Annotated in this window: 21 protein-coding genes and 2 tRNA genes; 15 read left to right on the top strand and 8 right to left on the bottom strand. The window is 60.6% G+C overall.

Annotation, left to right across the window (positions count from 1 at the left end; genetic code table 11):
* Positions 1-54: 54 nt before the first annotated feature.
* The 6 genes from GGQ74_RS01140 to GGQ74_RS01115 all read right to left on the bottom strand — a co-directional run bounded on the left by GGQ74_RS01140 (position 55) and on the right by GGQ74_RS01115 (position 5,174).
* The gene (locus tag GGQ74_RS01140; RefSeq protein WP_342448562.1) at positions 55-1,218 is read right to left on the bottom strand and encodes a glycosyltransferase family 2 protein; all 1,164 of its coding nucleotides are present in this window, start codon (positions 1,216-1,218) and stop codon (positions 55-57) included.
* A gap of 149 nt (positions 1,219-1,367) precedes the next feature.
* On the bottom strand, positions 1,368-2,099 hold the full coding sequence (locus tag GGQ74_RS01135) for an amino acid ABC transporter ATP-binding protein (RefSeq protein ID WP_167939712.1): 732 nt from the start codon (positions 2,097-2,099) through the stop codon (positions 1,368-1,370).
* A gap of 20 nt (positions 2,100-2,119) precedes the next feature.
* Positions 2,120-2,782 (bottom strand): amino acid ABC transporter permease, encoded by a 663-nt coding sequence (locus GGQ74_RS01130; protein ID WP_167939711.1) that lies wholly within the window; start codon positions 2,780-2,782, stop codon positions 2,120-2,122.
* Positions 2,783-2,867: 85 nt separating this feature from the next.
* Entirely contained in the window at positions 2,868-3,614 is a 747-nt protein-coding gene (gene glnH / locus GGQ74_RS01125) for a glutamine ABC transporter substrate-binding protein GlnH (RefSeq protein WP_167939710.1), read from the bottom strand.
* Positions 3,615-4,519: 905 nt separating this feature from the next.
* Positions 4,520-4,596, bottom strand: a tRNA-Arg gene (locus GGQ74_RS01120).
* Positions 4,597-4,916: 320 nt separating this feature from the next.
* A complete protein-coding gene (locus tag GGQ74_RS01115) occupies positions 4,917-5,174 on the bottom strand; it encodes a hypothetical protein (protein WP_167939709.1) in 258 nt (85 codons plus the stop codon).
* A gap of 539 nt (positions 5,175-5,713) precedes the next feature.
* Between GGQ74_RS01115 and GGQ74_RS01110 the strand changes: the two genes are divergently transcribed.
* From GGQ74_RS01110 to GGQ74_RS01045, 14 genes are all read left to right on the top strand, one after another.
* On the top strand, positions 5,714-7,123 hold the full coding sequence (locus GGQ74_RS01110; RefSeq protein ID WP_167939708.1) for a DegQ family serine endoprotease: 1,410 nt from the start codon (positions 5,714-5,716) through the stop codon (positions 7,121-7,123).
* Positions 7,124-7,236: 113 nt separating this feature from the next.
* Positions 7,237-8,118 carry a 4-(cytidine 5'-diphospho)-2-C-methyl-D-erythritol kinase gene (gene ispE, locus GGQ74_RS01105; protein ID WP_167939707.1) on the top strand — a complete coding sequence of 294 codons (882 nt, stop codon included), beginning with the start codon at positions 7,237-7,239 and terminating at the stop codon, positions 8,116-8,118.
* A gap of 3 nt (positions 8,119-8,121) precedes the next feature.
* Positions 8,122-8,198 (top strand) — tRNA-Gln (locus GGQ74_RS01100).
* Positions 8,199-8,227: 29 nt separating this feature from the next.
* A complete protein-coding gene (locus GGQ74_RS01095) occupies positions 8,228-9,169 on the top strand; it encodes a ribose-phosphate diphosphokinase (protein ID WP_167939706.1) in 942 nt (313 codons plus the stop codon).
* Positions 9,170-9,241: 72 nt separating this feature from the next.
* Positions 9,242-9,820, top strand: coding sequence for a 50S ribosomal protein L25 (locus GGQ74_RS01090; RefSeq protein WP_167939705.1), 579 nt, complete (start codon positions 9,242-9,244; stop codon positions 9,818-9,820).
* Positions 9,821-9,995: 175 nt separating this feature from the next.
* A complete protein-coding gene (gene pth / locus GGQ74_RS01085) occupies positions 9,996-10,628 on the top strand; it encodes an aminoacyl-tRNA hydrolase (protein ID WP_167939704.1) in 633 nt (210 codons plus the stop codon).
* Positions 10,629-10,694: 66 nt separating this feature from the next.
* Positions 10,695-11,207 (top strand): CarD family transcriptional regulator, encoded by a 513-nt coding sequence (locus tag GGQ74_RS01080; protein ID WP_167939703.1) that lies wholly within the window; start codon positions 10,695-10,697, stop codon positions 11,205-11,207.
* Positions 11,208-11,580: 373 nt separating this feature from the next.
* Complete coding sequence (gene rho / locus GGQ74_RS01075) at positions 11,581-12,828, top strand: transcription termination factor Rho (RefSeq protein WP_167939702.1); 1,248 nt, start codon at positions 11,581-11,583, stop codon at positions 12,826-12,828.
* Between the two features lie 375 nt (positions 12,829-13,203).
* Positions 13,204-14,664, top strand: a complete 1,461-nt coding sequence (locus GGQ74_RS01070) for a M48 family metallopeptidase (protein WP_167939701.1) — start codon at positions 13,204-13,206, stop codon at positions 14,662-14,664.
* Positions 14,665-14,712: 48 nt separating this feature from the next.
* Positions 14,713-15,279: a macro domain-containing protein gene (locus GGQ74_RS01065; protein ID WP_209280044.1), complete on the top strand. Its 567-nt coding sequence runs from the start codon at positions 14,713-14,715 to the stop codon at positions 15,277-15,279.
* A gap of 48 nt (positions 15,280-15,327) precedes the next feature.
* Positions 15,328-15,870 (top strand): ATP-dependent protease subunit HslV, encoded by a 543-nt coding sequence (gene hslV / locus GGQ74_RS01060; protein WP_167939700.1) that lies wholly within the window; start codon positions 15,328-15,330, stop codon positions 15,868-15,870.
* Between the two features lie 42 nt (positions 15,871-15,912).
* Positions 15,913-17,280, top strand: coding sequence for an ATP-dependent protease ATPase subunit HslU (hslU, locus tag GGQ74_RS01055; protein WP_167939699.1), 1,368 nt, complete (start codon positions 15,913-15,915; stop codon positions 17,278-17,280).
* Positions 17,281-17,351: 71 nt separating this feature from the next.
* The gene (argB, locus tag GGQ74_RS01050; RefSeq protein WP_167940958.1) at positions 17,352-18,221 is read left to right on the top strand and encodes an acetylglutamate kinase; all 870 of its coding nucleotides are present in this window, start codon (positions 17,352-17,354) and stop codon (positions 18,219-18,221) included.
* 175 nt (positions 18,222-18,396) lie between these two features.
* The gene (locus tag GGQ74_RS01045; protein WP_167939698.1) at positions 18,397-19,200 is read left to right on the top strand and encodes a hypothetical protein; all 804 of its coding nucleotides are present in this window, start codon (positions 18,397-18,399) and stop codon (positions 19,198-19,200) included.
* Between the two features lie 68 nt (positions 19,201-19,268).
* Here GGQ74_RS01045 and pyrR read toward each other — a convergent pair whose 3' ends face one another.
* Positions 19,269-19,802 carry a bifunctional pyr operon transcriptional regulator/uracil phosphoribosyltransferase PyrR gene (gene pyrR / locus GGQ74_RS01040; RefSeq protein WP_167939697.1) on the bottom strand — a complete coding sequence of 178 codons (534 nt, stop codon included), beginning with the start codon at positions 19,800-19,802 and terminating at the stop codon, positions 19,269-19,271.
* A gap of 239 nt (positions 19,803-20,041) precedes the next feature.
* Between pyrR and GGQ74_RS01035 the strand changes: the two genes are divergently transcribed.
* Entirely contained in the window at positions 20,042-20,386 is a 345-nt protein-coding gene (locus tag GGQ74_RS01035) for an IscA/HesB family protein (RefSeq protein WP_167939696.1), read from the top strand.
* Positions 20,387-20,532: 146 nt separating this feature from the next.
* On the opposite strand, the gene GGQ74_RS01030 is transcribed toward GGQ74_RS01035, so the two are convergent.
* Entirely contained in the window at positions 20,533-20,961 is a 429-nt protein-coding gene (locus tag GGQ74_RS01030; RefSeq protein ID WP_167939695.1) for a hypothetical protein, read from the bottom strand.
* Between the last annotated feature and the right edge of the window lie 503 nt (positions 20,962-21,464).

Below are 21,464 nucleotides of genomic sequence, written 5' to 3'. Positions count from 1 at the left end.
CAAAAGGCACTTCGACGACGCCACGCCACTAGGCGCAGCGGCCGCTTTCACACCCTAGATGTTCCAGAGCGGACCAAGACGCTTGTGCGCCCGCCCCTCAAGCGCTCGCAGACGGATGCGCGCCCCAAGGGACATCGGCTTGAGTGCGGACTTGAGACGGCGACGCAGCGTATGGAAGGCGCTAGTCTTGTCGACATCGCGCACCTTGGCCCCCGCCTCGCGCCAACGATCCAACTCCACATCGATAGCCTGCGCATCGCGCGCGATGAGCGCGTCCGCCAACGGAATGAATTCCGGACGGCTCTTGAGTTCCGGTGCAAGGAACTCGTCGCGGAACCACGCAGGATCAAGCCCGTCGAAGATATCCAGACTTATCTCCACGCAACGCGCGCGCCAATGGGCATCCTCGCCGACGAAACGGGGAGCGAGGCTCTTGATATCGCGAAAATAGTTCTCAAGCAGATACTTCATCAGCGGCTTCACGCGGCCAGCAGCCAGAAGGATACGCTTAACCTCCCGGTAGTGTTCGAGCTGGTGGTTGATCTCCCGTTCGATGTCGGAACCGGGACGCTTATGATCCTGCCTGAAATAATAGAAGAAATTTGGACACTGCGAAAAGGCGTCCACCTGCGTCAACGCCTCGTACATGCTACACACGTCCTGCCCGAGTTTGAGGGTGGGGTGCTGCATACCAATTCGCCGCACAAAGGAAAGCCGGAAGAACCAGCGCCAAAGCACCTTGCTCTTCCAGTACTCCGGATTGTCGAAGGTAGTCCGGGAAACGGCATGATGATAGAAATAGCGACGGGTATTGAAAGTCTTTTCCGAAAAGACGACGGCATTTCCACACACCATGTCCACCTTGTCGCGCTCGGCGACCCCGAGCATATCCCGTGCGGCATTGCGTTCCAGAAAATCATCGGCATCGAGCCACGTAATGAATTCGCCCTGCGCGGCGTCCTGTCCCACCTGACGAGTCGCACCCAACCCCTTGTTCTCCTGATGGATCACCCGAACACGTGCGTCCGCCGCCGCATAGGCGTCGGCTATTTCACCAGTCCGATCCGTCGATCCATCGTCCACAACGATGACCTCGATATCCGTCTCTGTCTGCGCAAGGCATGACTCAAGAGCCACAGGCAGCCAGCGCTCCATATTATATGAAGGAATCACGATGCTCAGCTTGGGATTCACGTCCTTCTCCTTGATGATTACCACTCGCCTCGGCCTACAAAAAGGCTGATCTATCGAGTTGTGTCCGCAGCGTTACCAGAATATCGCATCACCCACAACTCTCCCGAGCTCACGAAAAAGGCCGATTCCCCAAGGGAATCGGCCTTCGTATCGTCTCGTTGCGGGGTCCCAGCCTAATCGTGGCCGACGACCTTTCCGATGAAATCGCGCAGGCGCTCGTTCTTGGGATTCGCGAAGAACTGCTTCGGCTCGTTCTCCTCCTGAATGCGGCCCTGATCGAAGAAGATGACGCGATCGGCCACTTCCTTGGCGAAACCCATCTCGTGGGTAACGACGACCATGGTCATGCCCTCGCGAGCGAGCTTCTTCATGACTTCCAGCACTTCGCCGACGAGTTCGGGGTCCAGCGCAGAGGTCGGCTCGTCAAAGAGGATGACCTTGGGCTGCAGGGCCAGCGCACGGGCGATGGCCACGCGCTGCTTCTGACCGCCGGAAAGCTGATTCGGATATGCGGAAGCCTTGCTGGCGAGGCCCACCTTGTCCAGAAGGCGCATGCCCAGCGAATCAGCATCCAGCCGGGGCATCTTGCGAACCTTCACCGGACCGAGGGTCACGTTCTCCAGCGCGGTCATGTGCGGGAAAAGGTTGAACTGCTGGAACACCATGCCCGCCTCGGAGCGGACATAGTTGATGTCCGTCTTCGGGTCCATGATGTCATGGCCGTCGACGACGATGGTGCCGGAAGTGGGCTGCTCAAGCTTGTTGATGCAGCGCAGCACGGTGGACTTGCCGGAACCCGAGGGTCCTATGATGACGACGACTTCGCCGGTCTTCACATGCAGATCAATGCCGCGGATGACTTCGAGGTCGCCGAATTTCTTGCACAGATTGGTAATCTTGATCATCTATGTATCTCCCCCGGTCGCTAGCGGGAAGCCATGCGCTTTTCAACGTGGCGCAGGCACCGGGCGATCGTAAGGGTCATTGCCAGATAGACGAGGCCGACAGTCATGTAGACTTCGAAGGCCCGAAAGTTCACTGCCGTGATTTCCTGTCCCGTACGCATCAGCTCGGACACGCCGATGACCATGAGCAGGGAGGTATCCTTGAGACTAATGATGAACTGGTTGCCTAGCGGCGGAATCATGCGTTTGAAGGCCTGCGGCCAGATGATGTAGCGCATGGTCTGACCGCGGGTAAGACCGATGGAACGACCGGCCTCCATCTGGCCGGGGTCGATGGACTGGACCGCGCCGCGCACGATTTCCGCGATGTACGCGCCGGAATTGACGGCGATGACGATAATGCCCGCCACGATGGGCGGAATGCGCAATCCCAGTGCCATGGGCAAACCGAAGTACAGGAACATCGCCTGCACGAGCATGGGCGTGCCGCGAATAATTTCAATATAGAAACCTGCGGCCTTGCGCAGTGCGAAACTCTTGGAGAGTTTCAGAAGGCCTGCGACAGTGCCGAGGATGAAGCCCAGGGACAGGCCCCCGAGAGTCAGGATGATGGTGAGATGCACACCACGCATGAGCTGGGGCAGGGTCGTCACCATTACGCTGGGGTCAAAATTGAAAGCCATAAAGCACCACTTGTTGCGTTTTCCAAAAATGCCGGGGGCGGCGCACAGGTGGCCGCCCCCGCTGTGTATCGATAAACAGGGAGATTTAGCGCGGCTCGGTGCCGAACCACTTGATGTACAGGTCGCGGTACTTGCCGGAATCCTTCAGGCTCTTGAGGGCGGCATTGACCTTGGCGACAAGCGGGCTGCCCTTGGGGAAGCCGATGCCGTAGGCCTGACCGTGGTACAGGGGGCCAACGACCTTCACCTGACCCTTGCCAGCCTTGCGCATGAAGTCGGCCACGACCGGGGAGTCGAACACCACGGCGTCGGCGCCGCCGGACAGCAGCTCCATGAACATGGCGTCATTGTTGGGGAAGAGCTTCACGTCCTTGGCGTTGGCGCGTTCTTTCACGAGATCGGCGCTGGTGGTGGCCAGCTTGGTGGAGACAACCTTTCCGGCGAGATCTTCGATCTTGTTCACGTCCTCGTTGTCAGAGCGCACGAGGATGAGCAGGCCGGAATTGTAGTAACCGTCGGAGAAGTCGATGACTTCGGCGCGTTCGGGCTTGATGGTCATACCTGCGATGCCGGCGTCGAGCTGTCCGGTCTGGAGACCGGGAATGATGCCGTTAAAGTCCATGGGCTGCAGGTCGTACTCGGCACCGATCTCCTTGGCGATGGCATCCCAGAGTTCAACGTCGAAACCGGTGTGCTTGCCGGAATCGGGATCTTTGAACTCGAAGGGCGGGAAGTTGGTGTCGGTACCAACAACCAGCTTGCCTGCAAAGGCGGTGGAGCTCATGGCAAAGGCAACAGCCATGGCGCACAGGATGGTCATAACGCGTTTCATGCTCTTCCTCCGGATTCAGAATATGAAGTTGTCCCAAATTGTCTCGAAAGAACCCCTCGGGCACGACGCCCATGGGTCGCCTGACGAAATCTGGCGGACCCTCGATAACATGAACGATTCTTCATGCACCAAAAGCCAGAACGTGGCAAGCGAAAGATTTCCAATTTTGGCGAAATCGACAAGATTTCGCATTTTTTTTTGGCCCCGAACAGACTCTGCCAATCTTGGTAAAAAATGACATCACCCGCTCACCGAACAACACTGCCCGAGTTCCTCGACCAAGCCCCGAGACGCTCCATGACTACTTCACCGCATGAATGGAAACACGCGGCGATGAGCCTCTTCCGATTCCGTTTTGCGTCTTTTCCCCACCGCACCCACCGCACCCACACCACCTCCGCCTCATCCCTGCGCGCCCATCAAGTCCCAATCGCGCCCATTCACCAACACTTTTCATCAACCTACTCGACGTGGACATCCGCCCCTCCACACTCCGACCGCCGTCAGCGAACAGACCGACGCCACTCACGGGACCATCTCTTACACCCTGTGCACTTCACACTGATGCGCCCCGCCATCCTCGCGTCGCTCCCCCGGCATACCTTTTGGTAAACCCTTACGCGCGCCGCCCAGCCAGCCTCCTCGCGCGGCCGCCCCAAATGGCCGTACACACTTTTGTCAAACAAACCTTTTTCAGCCTCGACCGAATAAGGAACAGCACGGACGCACACGCGCACCAATGCTGTGACGAAAGAGCGCGCCAAGGTTGTCCCCGAAAGAAGAAGACGTGCATCATATACAAGGACTTGCAGGATACGGCGTGACGCAAAGGCAGGGGGAAGACAAACGAAGAGCAAAAGAAAAGCCGGATTCAGAAAAACCCTGAATCCGGCTTAAATGTCGAATGGTGGCCCCGACAGGAATCGAACCTGTGGCCTACCGCTTAGGAGGCGGTCGCTCTATCCAACTGAGCTACGGGGCCAAACATCTCGCGCATACGGCAAACAACCAATGCCCGAGGGCGTTTGAACTACCCAACTATCGCAGAGAACGCAATGTTTTTCTATCCATGGGGGGCTTTTTTCCCGCAGGAGACCGCATCGGCCCTCGCAAACGCGAGAACAAACCGCGCCGAGGCGCAGATGACCAGTCAGCCGGATGCTCGCGATTCTCGTCATTGGCGAAATGCGCTATCCGCCGCCAACCGGCAACAGAATCAATCATGCACGCCAATTCGACACCGCCAACGCGCGCCGCATGACCAGCGCAAGCCAGCCACCGCGAATGTCGTCCGACGTCAGCCTATATCCCCATACCACGCACGGCGACGTATGCCACCGCCGCATCGGCGAGAAGCACCAGTAGCGCGGGCACGGCGAGCTTCGCATGTCGCACGACACAGTTTCCCGGAAAGGCACCAAGGCCCGCGCGGGACCGCCGCAGGAACACGCCACAAAAATGCGCCGCACCAGCCAGCACAAGGATGAGCAGAAGGCCATGGAGAACGGAACCGGCCGCAAGGACGAGGCCCATTAGGGCAAACGCGACAGTATTGAACATTTCAAAAAATCCTTTGCATTCGATATGTTGTTGCATCCGCAAGCCGAAGCCCCCGTCCGTGAAAGCAGAATGGGCGTAAAGCGATGGACGATCCCGGACCATCGGGTGCGGACGGAGCGAAATACATGAGGACGAGCCGCTTGTCCAGTGTTTCACGAGCAGTTTTCGACCACCTGCCCACCTTCGCGATTGCTCAATCAACTCATCGGATTCATTGAATAAAAAACAACTACACTACGTCACAGGCCACGCATGCCAACGCTTGCCAACCGCGCCGCCCCGCGCGCCTGCATCACGACATCAGCATGCAATACATTGAATATATTGTTTAAATAGACATCGAAAGAATCTTCCCCGCTTGTGCAAATTGTGCGCAGCCAAAAATTCCATCCATGTATTGAACAGGAAAAAGGTGCAGCCGGTTTACAGGCCACGGAAAGAGTTTATAGTATCGAAATGACTCCCGCTTCCCCCACCCGAGGAGGGGCCGGAAGTGGAACCGTTCCAAATGGAGGAAAAACATGAAACCCGGACACCACATGCCCCGCATACTCGCATTGGCTCTGGCGCTGGTCATCGCCGCCTCCCAGGCGGCCGCCGCAGCCCTTCCCGAATTCACCGACCTCGCCGAAAAGGCGGGGGGCGCCGTCGTCAACATAAGCACGGTCAAGATCGTCAAGCGCGAAGACCAGATGCAGGAGTTCTTCCGCTTCCACAAACGCGGAACCCCCTTCGACGACTTCTTCGAACAGTTCGACCGCTACTTCCAGCAGCGCCCGGATCAGCGCCCGCGCAAGGAACGCTCCCTCGGTTCCGGCTTCATCATTTCGGATGACGGTTTCATCGTGACCAACAACCACGTCATCGCCAACGCCGACGAGGTGTCCGTCAATCTTCAGGGCGGTCAAAAACCCTACCCGGCCGAGATCATCGGACGCGACCCGGATACGGACCTCGCGCTGCTCAAGATTAAGACCGACGCCAAGCTGCCCACCCTCGCCTTCGGCGACTCGGACAGCACCAAGGTCGGCCAGTGGGTGGTGGCCATCGGCAACCCCTTCGGTCTCGACCACACCGTCACCGCGGGCATCGTCAGCGCCAAGGGACGCATCATCGGCTCCGGCCCCTTCGATGACTTCATCCAGACCGACGCCTCCATCAATCCCGGCAACTCCGGTGGTCCGCTCCTAAACATGAATGGCGACGTCGTCGGCATCAACACCGCCATCGTCGCCTCCGGACAGGGCATCGGCTTCGCCATCCCGTCCAACATGGCCAAGAAGGTCATCGCCCAGCTCAAGGACAACCAGAAGGTTTCGCGCGGCTGGCTCGGCGTGACCATTCAGGATGTGGACGAAAACACCGCCAAGGCGCTGGAGCTCGACAGCCCGCGTGGCGCGCTCATCGCCTCCGTGCTTCCCGGCCAGCCCGCCGAAAAATCCGGCGTGAAGGCCGGTGACGTGATCATCCGGATCGAAAAGGACGACATCAAGGACGCCAACGCCCTGCTGCGCCGCATCGCGGGTCTTGCCCCCGGTGAGAAGATCGACGTGACGGTGTGGCGCTCGGGCCGTGAAAAGAAGCTCCGCGTCACCCTCGGCGAACGCGAGACCCGCGAGCTTGCGCAGGCTGAACAGCCGGACGAGGCACAGCCCGAAGCGGCCCTTGGCCTCGCGTTGCGCCCGGTGGACCCGCGCGAGGCGCAGGCGCTTGGCATGGATTCGCCGCAGGGCCTGCTCGTGACGGGCGTTGCCGAAGGCTCTCCAGCGCAGGATGGCGAAATCCGCCCCGGAGACGTCATCATTCAGGCCAACCAGCAGCTGGTGAACTCCGTTGCCGAATTCAAAACCATCCTGTCCGGCGACGCCATGAAGAAGGGCGTGTTGCTCCTGCTCATCCAGCGTCAGGGACAAAGCGTCTTCCGCACCATTACGCTCCCGGCGGAATAAAACGCCCCATGTCATTAAACATATGGGAGGCCCCATCCGGGCCTCCCTTTTTTTTGCCGCACGCCACGCATCCTCTTGAAAGCAAAGCCGTTTTCGGAAACAATCCGCAAGTCATGAACATCGATCGGGAACACATCACCCTCACGGCGGGATGCAAGGTCAACCTCTACCTCGACATCACCGGCGTGCGCGAGAACGGATACCACGACCTGCTCACGCTCTTCGTGCCGCTGCCGGAACCGGCCGACACGCTCACCGTGGACCTCGGCCCGGGAACGGGCATCCGCATCGACTGCGGCAATCAGGCCCTGTGCGGCGAAGACAACACCATCGCCCGCGCCTACCGGGCCTTTGCGCAGGCCACAGGCTTCGCCCCCGCCGCGGCAGTGCACCTCGAAAAGCGCATTCCCACCGGCGCAGGTCTTGGCGGCGGCAGTTCGGATGCGGCCTGCCTGCTGCGCCTGCTCAACGATCGTGCCGGAAACATGGCCCTCGACGCGCAGAAACTCAACGCCCTCGCCGCGGGTATCGGCGCGGATGTCCCCTTCTTCCTTCAGGATTCACCGGCATGGGCGACGGGCATCGGCGAACGCCTCACCCCCACGGCTCTTGATTTGAAGGGATTCACTCTGCTACTGTTGTGTCCCCGCGTCCACGTGTCCACAGTCTGGGCATACAGGGCGTGGGACGCGGCGCATCCCGGCGGCAGGCCAGGCGAAAAAGGGGCCGAATACTTGACATGCGGAACGAGTGCGGGTAAGTGCTTCCCCTGCTCTCATTTCCTGCTCCACAACAGTTTCGAAGGCGTGGTCTTCGGGTCCTTCCCGGAATTACGCATCTTCAAGGAACGACTGCTCCGCAACGGAGCGGCAGGGGCGGTCTTGAGCGGTAGCGGGGCGAGCCTGTGCGGACTGTTCCGACAGCACACGGACGCCGCCCACGCTGCGGACGAATTCCGGCGGGACAACATCCCCGCATTCATTCACAGTTTCTGATGCTGGGGTGTAGCCAAGTTGGTTAAGGCAACGGGTTTTGGTCCCGTCATTCGAGGGTTCGAATCCTTCCGCCCCAGCCATATTTTATTTCTTGCAAGGAACAACCACGATGGCAATTGGCGAATTGAAAATCATGACCGGCTCGGCAAACCCCGAGCTTGCATCCGAGATTTGCAACCACCTGGGCTGCGAACTCACCCAGTGTCTCACCGACACCTTCAGCGACGGTGAAATCCGCGTGGAAATCGGCTCCAACGTTCGTGGCGCCGATGTCTTCGTCGTTCAGCCGACCTGCGCTCCCGTGAATTTCCACCTCATGGAGCTGTGCATCCTGCTTGACGCCCTCAAGCGCGCCAGCGTCGGTCGCGTGACCGCCGTGGTGCCCTACTACGGCTACGCCCGGCAGGACCGCAAGGTCGCTCCCCGCGCTCCCATTTCCGCCAAGCTCGTGGCCGACTTCCTTACCGTGGCCGGTATCGACCGTCTCGTTACCGTCGACCTGCACGCAGGACAGATCCAGGGCTTCTTCAACCTGCCCGTGGACAACCTCTATGCAGCTCCGGCCCTGCTCGACAATCTTCGCCAGCACGACAACGACCTCGTCATCGTCTCTCCGGACGCAGGCGGCGTCGAGCGTGCCCGTGCGTATGCAAAGCGTCTTGGCGCCGGCCTTGCCATCATCGACAAGCGCCGCGACGCTCCGAACCAGGCCAAGGCCATGAACGTCATCGGTGACGTGAAGGGCAAGACCGCCATCGTGCTCGACGACATGATCGACACCGCCGGTACCATCTGTGCCGGTGCGGAAGTCCTCATGGAGAGCGGCGCGAAGGAAGTTGTGGCCTGCGCGACCCACCCGGTTCTTTCCGGCCCTGCCGTGGAGCGCCTCGAGAAGTCCAAGTACTCCGAGGTTATCGTTACCAACTCCATTCCGCTGGGCGAGAAGGCCAAGGCATGCTCCAAGATCAAGGTCGTGTCTCTGGCCAGCCTGCTTGGCAAGGCGATTCACAACATCCACACGGAATCTTCCGTGAGTGTATTGTTCGTCTAAACATTTCTAAAATTGATGACCACCGCCGGGCCCGCCATGGAGCCGTGCGGGAACAGCTTGAAGGAGATACTCATGTCTGAACAGGTTATGCTCAAAGCCGCCGTGCGAGAGGAAACCGGCAAGGGCTCCTGCCGCGCCCTGCGTACCCAGAAAATGGTACCCGGCGTTTTCTACTCCAAGGGAGAGAACATCCTCATCCAGGTCCCCGAAATGCCCCTGAACAAGGTTTTCGGTCAGGTCGGCACCTCCAGGCTCGTGTCGCTTGAGATCGAGGGCAAGGAAGCCTGCCCCGCCATCTTCAAGGAGATGATCCGCCACCCGTTCAAGCCCGAGGTCACCCACTTCGACATCTTCGGCGTGGACATGAACAAGCCCGTTCGCGTGACCGTGGCCCTGAAGATCGTGGGCAGAGCCCCGGCCATGGCCATGGGTGCCAAGCTTGAGATCTACCGTTCCTCCGCTGTGATCGAGTGCCTCCCCGGCAACCTGCCCGAGAGCATCAATATCGACATCACCGCCATGCAGGTCAACGAGACCAAGCAGATCGAAGATCTCGCCCTCCCCGAGGGTGTGAAGATCATCCACGACGACAACTTCGCCGTCCTGCGCCTGATCATGAAGGGCGCTGAGAAGGAAGAGGCTGAAGAGTAGTCACCGCATTCTACGCAAGGCCCCGCCACGCGGGGCCTTGCGATTTGCCGGTGACCATCCGTCCCTTCCCTGCCTTTCGCCCTCACGGTCACAACACTGGCCGGATTCGCCCTCCATCACCCGCTAACCCCGAAGCCGCCCCAAGGGACGGACTCCGGCAGACGTGGCGTTACGCATGAAAAATTACGCAGGTATCATCGTCGGCCTTGGCAATCCTGGGCCGGAATACGAACATACTCGTCACAACTTCGGCTTCATGCTGGCCGACCAGCTCATCGAAAAGGCTGGCGGTCCGCAGCAATGCCCCAAGCCCGTTCAGTGGGACGACTGCATCGTCCATGACTGTGCGCTCATCAAGTCCAAACCCCACTGGCTCGTCGCAAAGCCGCTGACCTACATGAACCTGAGCGGCGTGGCCGTGGGCAGACTCAGCCGAAAGTTCGGCATCGCCCCTGCGGACATCATCGTCGCCCATGACGAAATGGACCTGCCGCTTGGCAAAATGAAGCTGAAGAAGGGTGGCGGCACGGCCGGTCACAATGGCCTCAATTCCATAGTGGAACATCTGGGAACGGCGGATTTCGTACGCCTGCGCCTTGGCGTGGGCCGCCCCGATGGACACGGGCCGACGCGAGACTATGTGCTGGGCGCGCTGGACGCGGAAGAGACAGGCATTGCGAATGCTGTAATTGATGCCGCCATCAAGGGTATCGGAATACTTGCGCGGCGCGGCATGTCTTTCGCCGTGCAGCACATCAACAGCTTCGACGCTGTGCCTTCGGCGGATGCTGCCGAAAACCTAGACTAAATACGCCTTTTGGGGTAGGTTTCCACTGTTGTGTGCTTCACTGTGAGTCCATGGAGATAAGGTAACGTGTTTTCAGTAAACGAACTAGTCGTCTACCCCGCTCAAGGCGTTGGGGTTGTTGAACGTATTGCAGAACAGGAAATCGGCGGAGCCACTGCCGAATTCTATTACGTTCGCATCCTCAGCAACAACGTCACCCTGATGGTCCCCGTCTCGAACGCCACGAACGTTGGCCTCAGGCACGTCTGCTCGAAGGAAAAGGCCGAATCGATCATCGAGTCGCTCAAGGATCGTTCGGACTTCACCGGCTATTCCGGCCAGAACTGGAACCGCCGCTACCGCGAGTACTCCGAAAACCTCAAGAGCGGCGACCTCGCCGATGTCGCCTATGTCCTCAAAGAGCTTCTGCTCATCGGCAAGGACAAGGAATTGTCCTTTGGCGAGCACAGGCTGCTGGAACAGGCCATGGGACTGCTCACGCTGGAGCTTGCCCATGCGCTCAGTTCCGAGCAGGATGTCGTCCGCGCCCAGATCGAGGAGATCTTCTCAGATGTTCTCGAATCAAAGGAAGAGCAGTAAAAAAATCTTGCCATCATGCAACGTGTGCGCTAAAAATTTTATATCAAAGCAATGCGCAAGTTTTTTACTACTTCGCCCAGCAAACTTCAGCTGCATTTCTCGTTTTTTCTCATAAATTAATTTTGTAAAGCCTGACCTGCAATCCGCTTCCTGACATTCGTCAAGCGGAACGGAGCCGTTATGTACGGCTCCGCCTCACAGGCCTTTACCTTTGTTGCCAACATGCGGGCGCATGTTCCGAATGCCCTTCATGTTTACCGAATCACGACGGACAATCTATACACATACGTTTTCCCGTCACGGTCACTAAAGCGTTCATCTCTATCGCAAGATGAACCAGGCCGCGTACCATATCTGTGCCACGGAGAAGGCCATGCACCAATCTGAACTCAAAGCAAAAAGCATGTCCGAGCTGATGGAGCTCGCAGCGGAATACGAAATCGAAAACCCCAGCGGACTGCGCAAGCAGGAGCTTATATTCGCCCTGCTCAAGGCCTGCGCGTCGCAGAACGGGTCCATCTACGGCGAAGGCGTGCTGGAGATACTCCCCGACGGTTTCGGCTTCCTGCGGTCCCCCATGTACAGCTACATGCCCGGCCCCGATGACATCTACGTCTCCCCCTCCCAGATTCGCCGCTTTGGCCTGCGAAAGGGCGACGTCATCACGGGCCAGATCCGCCCCCCCAAGGAAGGCGAGCGCTACTTCGCCCTGCTTCGGGTCAGCGAGATCGGGTTCGAGAAGCCCGAAGCCACCAAGACCCTCGTCCTCTTCGACAACCTCACCCCGGTCTACCCCAACGAACATTTCCGACTCGAAAACGGCAAGGAAAACTTCTCCGCCAGAGTCATCGACCTTCTCGCCCCCATCGGCAAGGGACAGCGCGCCATCATCGTAGCCCCGCCCCGCACCGGCAAGACCGTTCTCCTCCAGACCGTCGCCAACTCCATCAAGGCCAACTTCCCCGACACCTACCTCATCGTTCTGCTCATCGACGAACGCCCCGAGGAAGTGACCGATATGGAGCGCACCGTCGACGCCGAAGTCGTCAGCTCCACCTTCGACGAACCGCCGACCCGCCACGTGCAGGTCGCCGAGATGGTTCTCGAAAAGGCCAAGCGCCTCGTCGAGCGCAAGAGGGATGTCGTCATCCTGCTCGACTCCATCACCCGACTCGGCCGCGCCTACAACGCCGTCACGCCGTCCTCCGGCCGCGTGCTGTCCGGCGGTCTCGATGCCAACGCCCTCCAGCGCCCCAAGCGCTTCTTCGGCGCAGCGCGAAATGTCGAGGAAGGCGGCAGTCTGACCATCATCGCCACCGCGCTCATCGACACCGGTTCGCGCATGGACGAGGTCATCTTTGAAGAGTTCAAGGGCACCGGCAACTGCGAAATCTACCTCGACCGCCATCTCTCCGAGAAGCGCGTGTTCCCGGCGCTGGACATCAACCGCTCCGGCACCCGCAAGGAAGAGCTGCTGCTCTCCGACGACGTGCTCAACCGCGTGTGGATTCTGCGCAAGGTGCTCGCCCCCATGAACCCCATCGACTCCATGGAATTCCTCATCAAGAGGATGAAAGGCTCCAAGAGCAACAAGGAATTCCTCGACATGATGAACAAGTAGCGCGCCCCGCGCGTGCCTGCATCTGTCTTTCCGGCCGGGACGAAACGCGTGTTTCGTCCCGGCCTTTTCTTATGTGGCCCCGCATCACGCCTCCAAAAATTCCACTCTCGAATTGGCGCGTCTCGTGCCATGGGCACCGCAAGGATGCGTCGTGCCGTGCACGACGTGACAATGACCGTTGTCTTCCTTTCTTCCGCGAATGGAGGACCTTTGCGCCTGTCCCTCGTTCCGCCTGCCCGCTCCACAGCCCGCTCGGTTCCCGACCGAGATCACCCGGCCTCTTACCCCACCATGCCGTTCTTGGCTCGCCCCCGGCTTTGCGCTATAGCTGGTGACCAGCCCACCTGCGGGCGCAACCCATACAAGGAATCGTGAATGCGAAACACCGTGTTCCCCTTTGCCGCCGGTCGACTCCGCGCGGCCATATGCCTGTTCATGGCCCTCGTCATCGCGCTTGGGCCGCTGGCCTCCGTCCGCCCCGCCTCCGCGGACATCTTCGGCGACTTCCCCATCAAGAAGGAAAAGGAGCTAGGCGAGAAGTACAACGCGCTCATGCGCGCCCGGCTACCCATCATCGAAGACCCCGAAATCGCGGACTACGTGCGCGGCATCGTGGAGCGCATCAGCGAGCAGGTGCCCACCATGCCCTTCGAACTGACCACCTCCGTGGTGCTTAACCACAACATCAACGCCTTTGCCGCTCCGGCTGGCTACGTCTACGTCTTCACGGGGCTCATCACCAATTTCGAACATGAAGCCGAGTTGGCAGGCGTCATCGCCCACGAACTCGCGCACGTCTCGCATCGGCATCTGGCCGGACGCATCAAGCAGCAGCAGATGACGCAAATGGGCATGCTGGCCGGAATGCTGGCCGGAATGTTCCTCGGCGTGGCGGCAGGCGGCAACAATGCCGCCGAGGCGGGCGAGGCCCTCATCTACGGTTCGCTTGCGGGCGGAACGCAGGCCATGCTGAACTACAGCCGCGTGGACGAACGCGAGGCCGACCAGTCCGGCCTGACCTATCTGGTGGGCGCGGGCTACAACCCGGAGGGCATGGTTTCGGCATTCAGGAAGATCAAGAAGAAGTCATGGCTCGCCGGTGGCGGCAACATGCCGCAGTACCTCAGCACCCACCCAGCCGTTGAGGAACGTGTCTCCTACCTCGACACCATGATCGAAGGACTCGACCCGGAGGTCCGCAAGCGCCCCCTGGACGACACGCGCTTCCTGCGCATCAAAGCGCTCATCACCGCCCGCTACCTCGACCCGCAGGTCGCCCTCGCGGCCTTCGACGTCCCGCAGGGCGAAAACGGCGCGCTGAGCGCCATGGGCAAGGGCATCGTCCACGCGCGAGAGAACCGCATCACCGAGGCCCGCGCGGCCTTCGAGCAGGCCGTGCAGCTCGCGCCAAACGACACCCTCGTCCTGCGCGAAGCCGGGCGCTTCCACTACCTGAAGGGCGACCAGAACCTCGCCGCCCTGTACCTGCAAAAGGCCGTGCTGCTCAATCCGCGCGACCTGTTCGCCCTGTTCTATCACGCCCGCCTGCTGGGCGACCGCGGCGACACGGAAAACGCCGTGAAGGCCTACCGCCGCATCCTCGCCAAACTCCCCGAGGACAGCGAGGTCCAGTACCACCTCGGCCGTGTGCTCGGCGAATCCGGCCAGCTCTTCGATGGACACCTGCATCTGGCCTACTCCGCCATCTACGGTTTGCAGAAGAAGCAGGCCCGCTTCCACATGGACAAGGCCGAAGCCTTCGCCAAGAGCGACGCACAGAAAGAGGCGTTCGCCGAACTGCGCAAGGTCTACGAGGCTCGCTCCGAATTCTGGTAGGCCGCGTCGCGGAAGCTGCCGCTTCCGCCCGGACGCATGGGAGGCAGCATGATCACGACTCTCGCCACTTGGACCATAGGCTCCGGAACCCTCTTGATCGAAACCGGCGACATCACGACCTCCACGGCCGACGCCATCGTCAACGCCGCCAATAGCCGCCTCGCCGGTGGCGGCGGCGTTGACGGTGCCATCCACGACGCGGCAGGCCCGGAACTGCTGCGCGCCTGCGCGGAAATCATCGCGCAAGACGGCACGTTGCCGCCGGGCCGGGCCGTGGTCACCCCCGGATTTCGCCTGTCCGCCCGCCTCGTCGTGCACACCGTCGGCCCGATCTGGCGCGGCGGCACCAACGGCGAGGACGAAACCCTCGCCTCCGCCTACCGCGAAAGCGTTCTCGCGGCCGCCACCCACGGCGCGACCTGCGTGCATTTCCCCGCCATCAGTTGCGGCGTCTACAGATTCCCCATCGAACGCGCAGCGGGCATCGCGCTGAAAACCATCGCCAAAAGCCTGCGCGAGGGTCTAGTCAACTCGATTTCCATGGTTATATTCTCACGCGACACTGCAAAAACATGGCTCGCCGTGGGCCGGGAAGTCCTCGGTCCTCCCGCTTGAGCCACACCGGGAGCAGCGCTCCTTCACCACGCAACACGCGAGGATACAATGGAAATACGCGGCACGACCATACTTGCCGTCCTTAACGGAGACGGACTCGCCATGGCAGGCGACGGACAGGTCACCTTCGGGCAGAACGTCGCCCTCAAGCACGGCGCGCGCAAGGTGCGCCGCCTGTATAACGGAAAGGTCGTCGCCGGTTTTGCCGGTTCCACGGCCGATGCCTTCACGCTCTTCGAGCGGTTCGAGGCGAAGCTGGAAGAATTCGGCGGCAATCTCGTGCGCGCAAGCGTCGAGCTGGCCAAGGAATGGCGCATGGACAAGTACCTGCGCAAACTTGAAGCGATGATGATCGTGGGCGACGCGGAAAACGTGCTCGTCCTCACCGGCAACGGCGACGTCATCGAACCCGACGACGGTGTCGTCGCCATCGGCTCCGGCGGTCCCTACGCCCTTGCCGCCGCCCGCGCCCTCAAGCGCAACACGGATCTCCCCGCAGCGGACATCGCCACCAAGGCGCTGCACATCGCCTCGGAAATCTGCGTGTACACCAACGACCACATCATCCTGGAAACGCAGGATAAAAATTAGACTTCGCAGGCCGGACACCATCCGGCCCGCAGGGAGCCAACAGTGCAAATTCTGACCCCCAGAGAAATCGTTTCCGAATTGGACCGCTACATCATCGGGCAGGACGACGCCAAACGCATGGTGGCCATCGCCATGCGCAACCGCTGGCGCAGGCAGCAGGTCACCCCCGAACTTCGCGACGAGATCGCGCCCAAGAACATCATCATGATCGGACCCACCGGCGTGGGCAAAACCGAGATCGCTCGCCGCCTCGCCAACCTCGCTGGTGCGCCGTTCATCAAGGTCGAGGCCTCCAAGTTCACCGAGGTGGGCTATGTGGGCCGCGACGTGGAATCCATGATCCGCGACCTCATGGAAATCGCCATCAATCTCGTCCACCGCGAGGAAGCAGAACGCGTCCGCGTGAAGGCCGAAAAGCACGCCGAGGAGCGCCTGCTGGACCTGCTGCTTCCCGGCGGCCAGCCCGCCACCCCGGCCACGTCTCCGGTCTATGCCGCCGCGCCCGACGGCGAACTGCGCCCCGAAACCGACTCCACGCGCGAAAAGCTGCGCAAGCTGTGGCGGCAAGGCAAGCTGGACGATCGGCAGGTGGAGATCGAAATCTCCAGCGCCAACCCCGGCATCGGCGTCATGGCCATGCCCGGTATGGAAGACATGGAAATGCAGCTGCGCGACGTGATGGGCCGCTTCCTGCCCCAGCAGAAGAAGACCAAGCGCATGAACGTGCGTGAGGCCTACGAGGTGCTGTTGCAGGAAGAGAGCGAAAAGCTCATCGACCGCGACCGCGTGTCCGAAATCGCCCGCGAGCGCGTGGAGCAGGGCGGCATCGTCTTCATCGACGAGATCGACAAGGTCTGCTCCTCCGCCGCCAAGCAGTCCAACAGCGCCGACGTCTCCCGCGAGGGCGTCCAGCGCGACCTGCTGCCCATCGTGGAAGGCAGCGTGGTCAACACGAAATACGGCATGATCCACACGGACCACATCCTGTTCATCGCCGCCGGAGCCTTCCACCTCTCCAAGCCCTCGGACCTTATCCCCGAGCTTCAGGGCCGCTTCCCCCTGCGTGTGGAGCTTCAGAGCCTCGGCCGCAAGGAATTCGTGCGCATCCTCAAGGAACCGCGCAACGCCCTGACCGTGCAGTACAAGGCACTGCTGGAAACCGAAGGCCTGAACCTCGAATTCACCGATGACGCCATCGAGGAATTCGCGACCTTCGCCCAGCGCATCAACGAGGAAACCGAGAACATCGGCGCGCGCCGCCTGTACACCATCCTCGAACGCGTGCTGCAGGACCTCTCCTTCGACGCGCCCGACCGCAGCGGCCAGAAGGTCGTCGTGGACAGCGACTACGTGAAGCAGCACCTCGAAGACCTCGTGGAAGACCGCGACCTCTCGCGCTACATCCTCTAAACCGACACCGATTCCCCGGCCCCGCAAGGGGCCGGTCCACTCCAAGGAGTCACCCCGTGGACCAGCACGTCATGCTCAAGGCCGACGTTCTCCTCGAAGCCCTGCCCTACATCAGGCAGTTCTACGGCCAGACCATCGTCATCAAGTACGGCGGGCACGCCATGAAGGACGAATCCCTCAAGCAGGCCTTCGCCAAGTGCGTGGTGCTGCTCAAGTACATCGGGGTCAACCCGGTCATCGTCCACGGCGGCGGCCCGCAGATCGGGCGCATGCTCGAACAGTTGAACATCCCCTGCCAGTTCCGCGAAGGTCTGCGCGTAACGGACGACGCCACCATGAATGTGGTGGAAATGGTCCTCGCGGGCAAGGTGAACAAGGAAATCGTCACCCAGTTGAACCTCGCTGGCGGCAAGGCTGTGGGCCTCTCCGGCAAGGACGGCGGCACCATCTCCTGCCGCAAGCTGGAACTGGCCGTGGACCGCGAAAACCTCCCGCCCGAGATCATCGACCTTGGCCACGTGGGCGAGGTCACCGCCATCGACCCCACCCTCATCCGCTCGCTCATGCGCGACGGATTCATCCCGGTCATCGCGCCGGTGGGCGTGGACGAGCACGGCGAGACGTATAACATCAACGCGGACACCGTGGCCTCGGCAGTGGCCGGTGCCGTCGGCGCACGCCGCTTCGTGTTGCTCACAGACGTCAGCGGCATCCTCGACAAGGCGGGGGAACTCATCGCCTCCCTCGACCGCAAGCGGGCCATGGAGCTCATCGGGGACGGCACCATCAAGGGCGGCATGATCCCCAAGGTCAAATGCTGCATCGAAGCCGTGGACGAAGGCGTCGGCAAGGCCCAGATCATCGACGGCCGCCTGCCCAATTCCCTGCTTCTGGAGCTGTTCACCGAAGAGGGCATCGGCACGGAGATCGTGGGCGCGTAGACCGACCCGCCACACGTTCGCCAACACGCGCACGCCGCACTATCCGACGGATACGAAACAGGGCCGGGACATCGCACGATGCCCCGGCCCTTCTCGTCAGCGCAGCCTCGCCGGGCTTGCGTCCGCTTCCGCATGCGATAGGATGAAGGCTCCACCACCAGCCAAGGCGGACCGCATGACTCCAGCACCCGGCCACGAAAAGATCGACCTCTCCGCCGACGCCATCCCCGGACTCGCATGGCGACGAATTCGCGACGCCTTTCGGCGCATCGGCTTCAAAGCCTTCGACGAGGCCGAACTCGCCGCGTGGCTCTTCCGGAACCAGTTGCTGGACGAACTGGACACGCAGACCGAAGGCGAACAGGCGGAAACGCCACATCGGTCCGGCGCGTCCCGGCGGCGCAACGTCAACGCCGCGCGCGAGCTTCTGCGCGGCGAGGCGCGAGACGAGCGTTCACCGACGGCGCACGATGCGCTGGATCGCACCCGAAAGGTCCTGTGCCTGCTCCACGATGGCGCGTTCATCGAAAAGCACCCATGGCAGGGCGCACCGCCCGCCCTCTGGAAACTCACCCGCAAGGGCCACGCCCTGCGCATGCAAAAGGCGCTACGGCGCATCCCCATGCATCAGGCGCGGGAGATCATCGCCCGCGTCATCGACGAGGCGGAATGTATGAACTGTGAGGCCGACGCGGCCTTCGCACCCACGCGCCTATGGATATACGGAAGCTATCTGCGCGGGGCACGGGCGCTTGGCGACGTGGACCTCATCGCGGACATCGCTGCCTGCCCCGGGGAAACCGCTCCGCCGCCGGAAGGCTGCCCCCGCGCGACACGCCGCCCGGTGCGCACCATCCGCGACGCGCTCCTGCGGCTTCGCGTATCGCCCTACGTGTCCATCACCCACAACCTCGACTGGCTGCGCGAGCTGGAGCGCAGGGGCGAACCGCTGCGTATGATCTGGATGCACAGGGACTGAACGCAAAAAAAGCCGCCGACACGAATGCCGACGGCCCCACTCCTGCGCACAGGATGAAAATCGGATACCTACTCCACCAGACAGACCATCTCCCTGCCGTCGCGTTCGTCGAGATAGACGTCCACGTGCTCGCCACGGCGGGTCTCCACGGTCTTGCCGACGTAATCGGCCTGAATGGGCAGTTCGCGATGCCCACGGTCCACGAGGACCATCAGCTCCACCTGCCGGGGGCGGCCGAAATCGAGGATGGCCTCCAGCGCGGCGCGAATGGTGCGGCCGGTAAACAGCACGTCGTCCACGAGGATAATCTCCTTTCCGTCGATGTCGAAAAGGATTTCCGTCTTGTTGATCTGCGGCTGCACGTCGAGGGTGGTCCAGTCGTCGCGGTAGAGATTGATGTCCAGCAGGCCGGAGGGAATCGCCTGACCCAGCCGCTTCTCCAGCGCGGCACGCAGGCGGGCGGCGAGGTCCACGCCACGGCGCTGAATGCCGAGAATGGCGACTTCCTTGCAGTCCCCGTGACGCTCGTTGATTTCCATGGCCAGACGCTCCATGGTCCGGCTTATCTCTTCGGCGTTCAGAATTACCTTGCTATTGCTCATTTTTGGCGTCTCCAGACATGTCACGGTTGGTTCGCTCGCTTGGGCCGCTCGGCCCCATCTGCCGTGATTGGGAAGAATAAGCAATCACTTGCGCCTTGGCAACACGGCCGACAGTTCTCCCGGCACGTTCATCATATGTATCGATTTCATCTATCCATATACCCAATTCCTATCAATGCGGTTGACAAAGCCGACTCACGCCCTTACTTCTCCCTAATCACCATCTCTTGGAGGTAGCAATGCTTGAAGTGTCCGAAAAGGCACGCAAGGAACTGATTTCCTACTTCAGTGACAAGGAAATCACCCCCGTGCGCGTCTATCTCGCTCCCGGCGGCTGAGCAGGCCCACGTCTGTCATTGGCTCTGGATGAGCCAAAAGAAACCGACGCAGTCTTCGATTTCGAAGACGGCCTCAAGTTCGTCATGGACAAGCAGCTGCTCACGAGCGCTGCACCCGTCAAGGTCGACCTCACCTACACTGGTTTCGTCGTCGACTCCAACCTGCCTGTTGGTGGTGGTAGCTGCTCCAGCGGTTCCTGCTCCAGCGGAGGCTGCGGATCCAGCGGCAGTTGCTGCGGCAGCTAAGCGCCCACACCGCACTTCAAGGCGGCATCCGAAAGGATGCCGCCTTTTCTTTTGGCTCTTCCAACTTCGGGAACAACGTCAAGGACATCCGCACGCGCAGAAGTATGAACAATCACAAGGCTCAATGTGTCTCGACCTTTTGAGCCTTAAAATTTCACTGCCGGACGCACGTTACGTGCAAGCCCGTACCCTGTATACCTGACAAATGTATATTCATGAAAAAATTCCTGCTGAATCAAGCAGTCCTCATCGCTCAAGCAAAGAACAACAACCATCCGATCAGCAGAAGACACTATAACCACTTCTCTACCATTCGCGGACAGCACGGCATCATTCAGCGTCATATCCGACCACGGTGTTGGCGCACAATAGCATTGCAACACAAACATCATATCCAACTTGAACGGATATCCGTGATCAATTCTGTCTGAATCAAGATATACGTGAATCTCTTTATCCGCAGCCTTGATATCAATCCGCCCATGATACGAGTCCATTTTAGCCAACAAACCATCATGCGTGCTCTCGCAGGCACCAGCAATTCCCACAGGGAGGAGGCTTGCCGCCAGCAGCATGGACACGCTCCTCACCATTTCCCGTCGATTCATTGTATCCGTACCCTCACACATTTCGAGTTCCAGCTCCAACAAGCCGCTCACTGATTGCAGACTACCCGCTTCAACATGTCAGAACCGACGCAACACCCCCCAACACAATGAGAAGCAATCTTTCCAGCCCCATCGACGGCTCTTGGAAAGGCGAAGTGCTTCCTCAAGCCTCCAAGCCCAAGTTCCTAGAGCCAAGGACGGCAGCGCTGCCGCACAGCCTTCATTTGATTTTGAGATTCAATATCAGCAACGAGAGCGCGTGGCAACAACCTGTTAAGAAGAAAGATCATTCAACCGTCAGCGACGGGTATCGTTTTTTTCCGACGCGGCTCACGGCTTTGACGAAGCCAAGGACACCGTGACCGGATAAGCGTCGCTCTTGCGCACTGATCGCGGAAGCGCCAATGCCGCAACCACTTGCCCGCCCCCCCGGCTCACCCGCCTGGCGTATACCGGTGTGCCATCCCACG

Origin of the sequence: Desulfobaculum xiamenense, from assembly GCF_011927665.1 — a bacterium.
Classification (GTDB): domain Bacteria; phylum Desulfobacterota; class Desulfovibrionia; order Desulfovibrionales; family Desulfovibrionaceae; genus Desulfobaculum; species Desulfobaculum xiamenense.
This window is presented reverse-complemented; position numbering and strand designations above follow the sequence as displayed.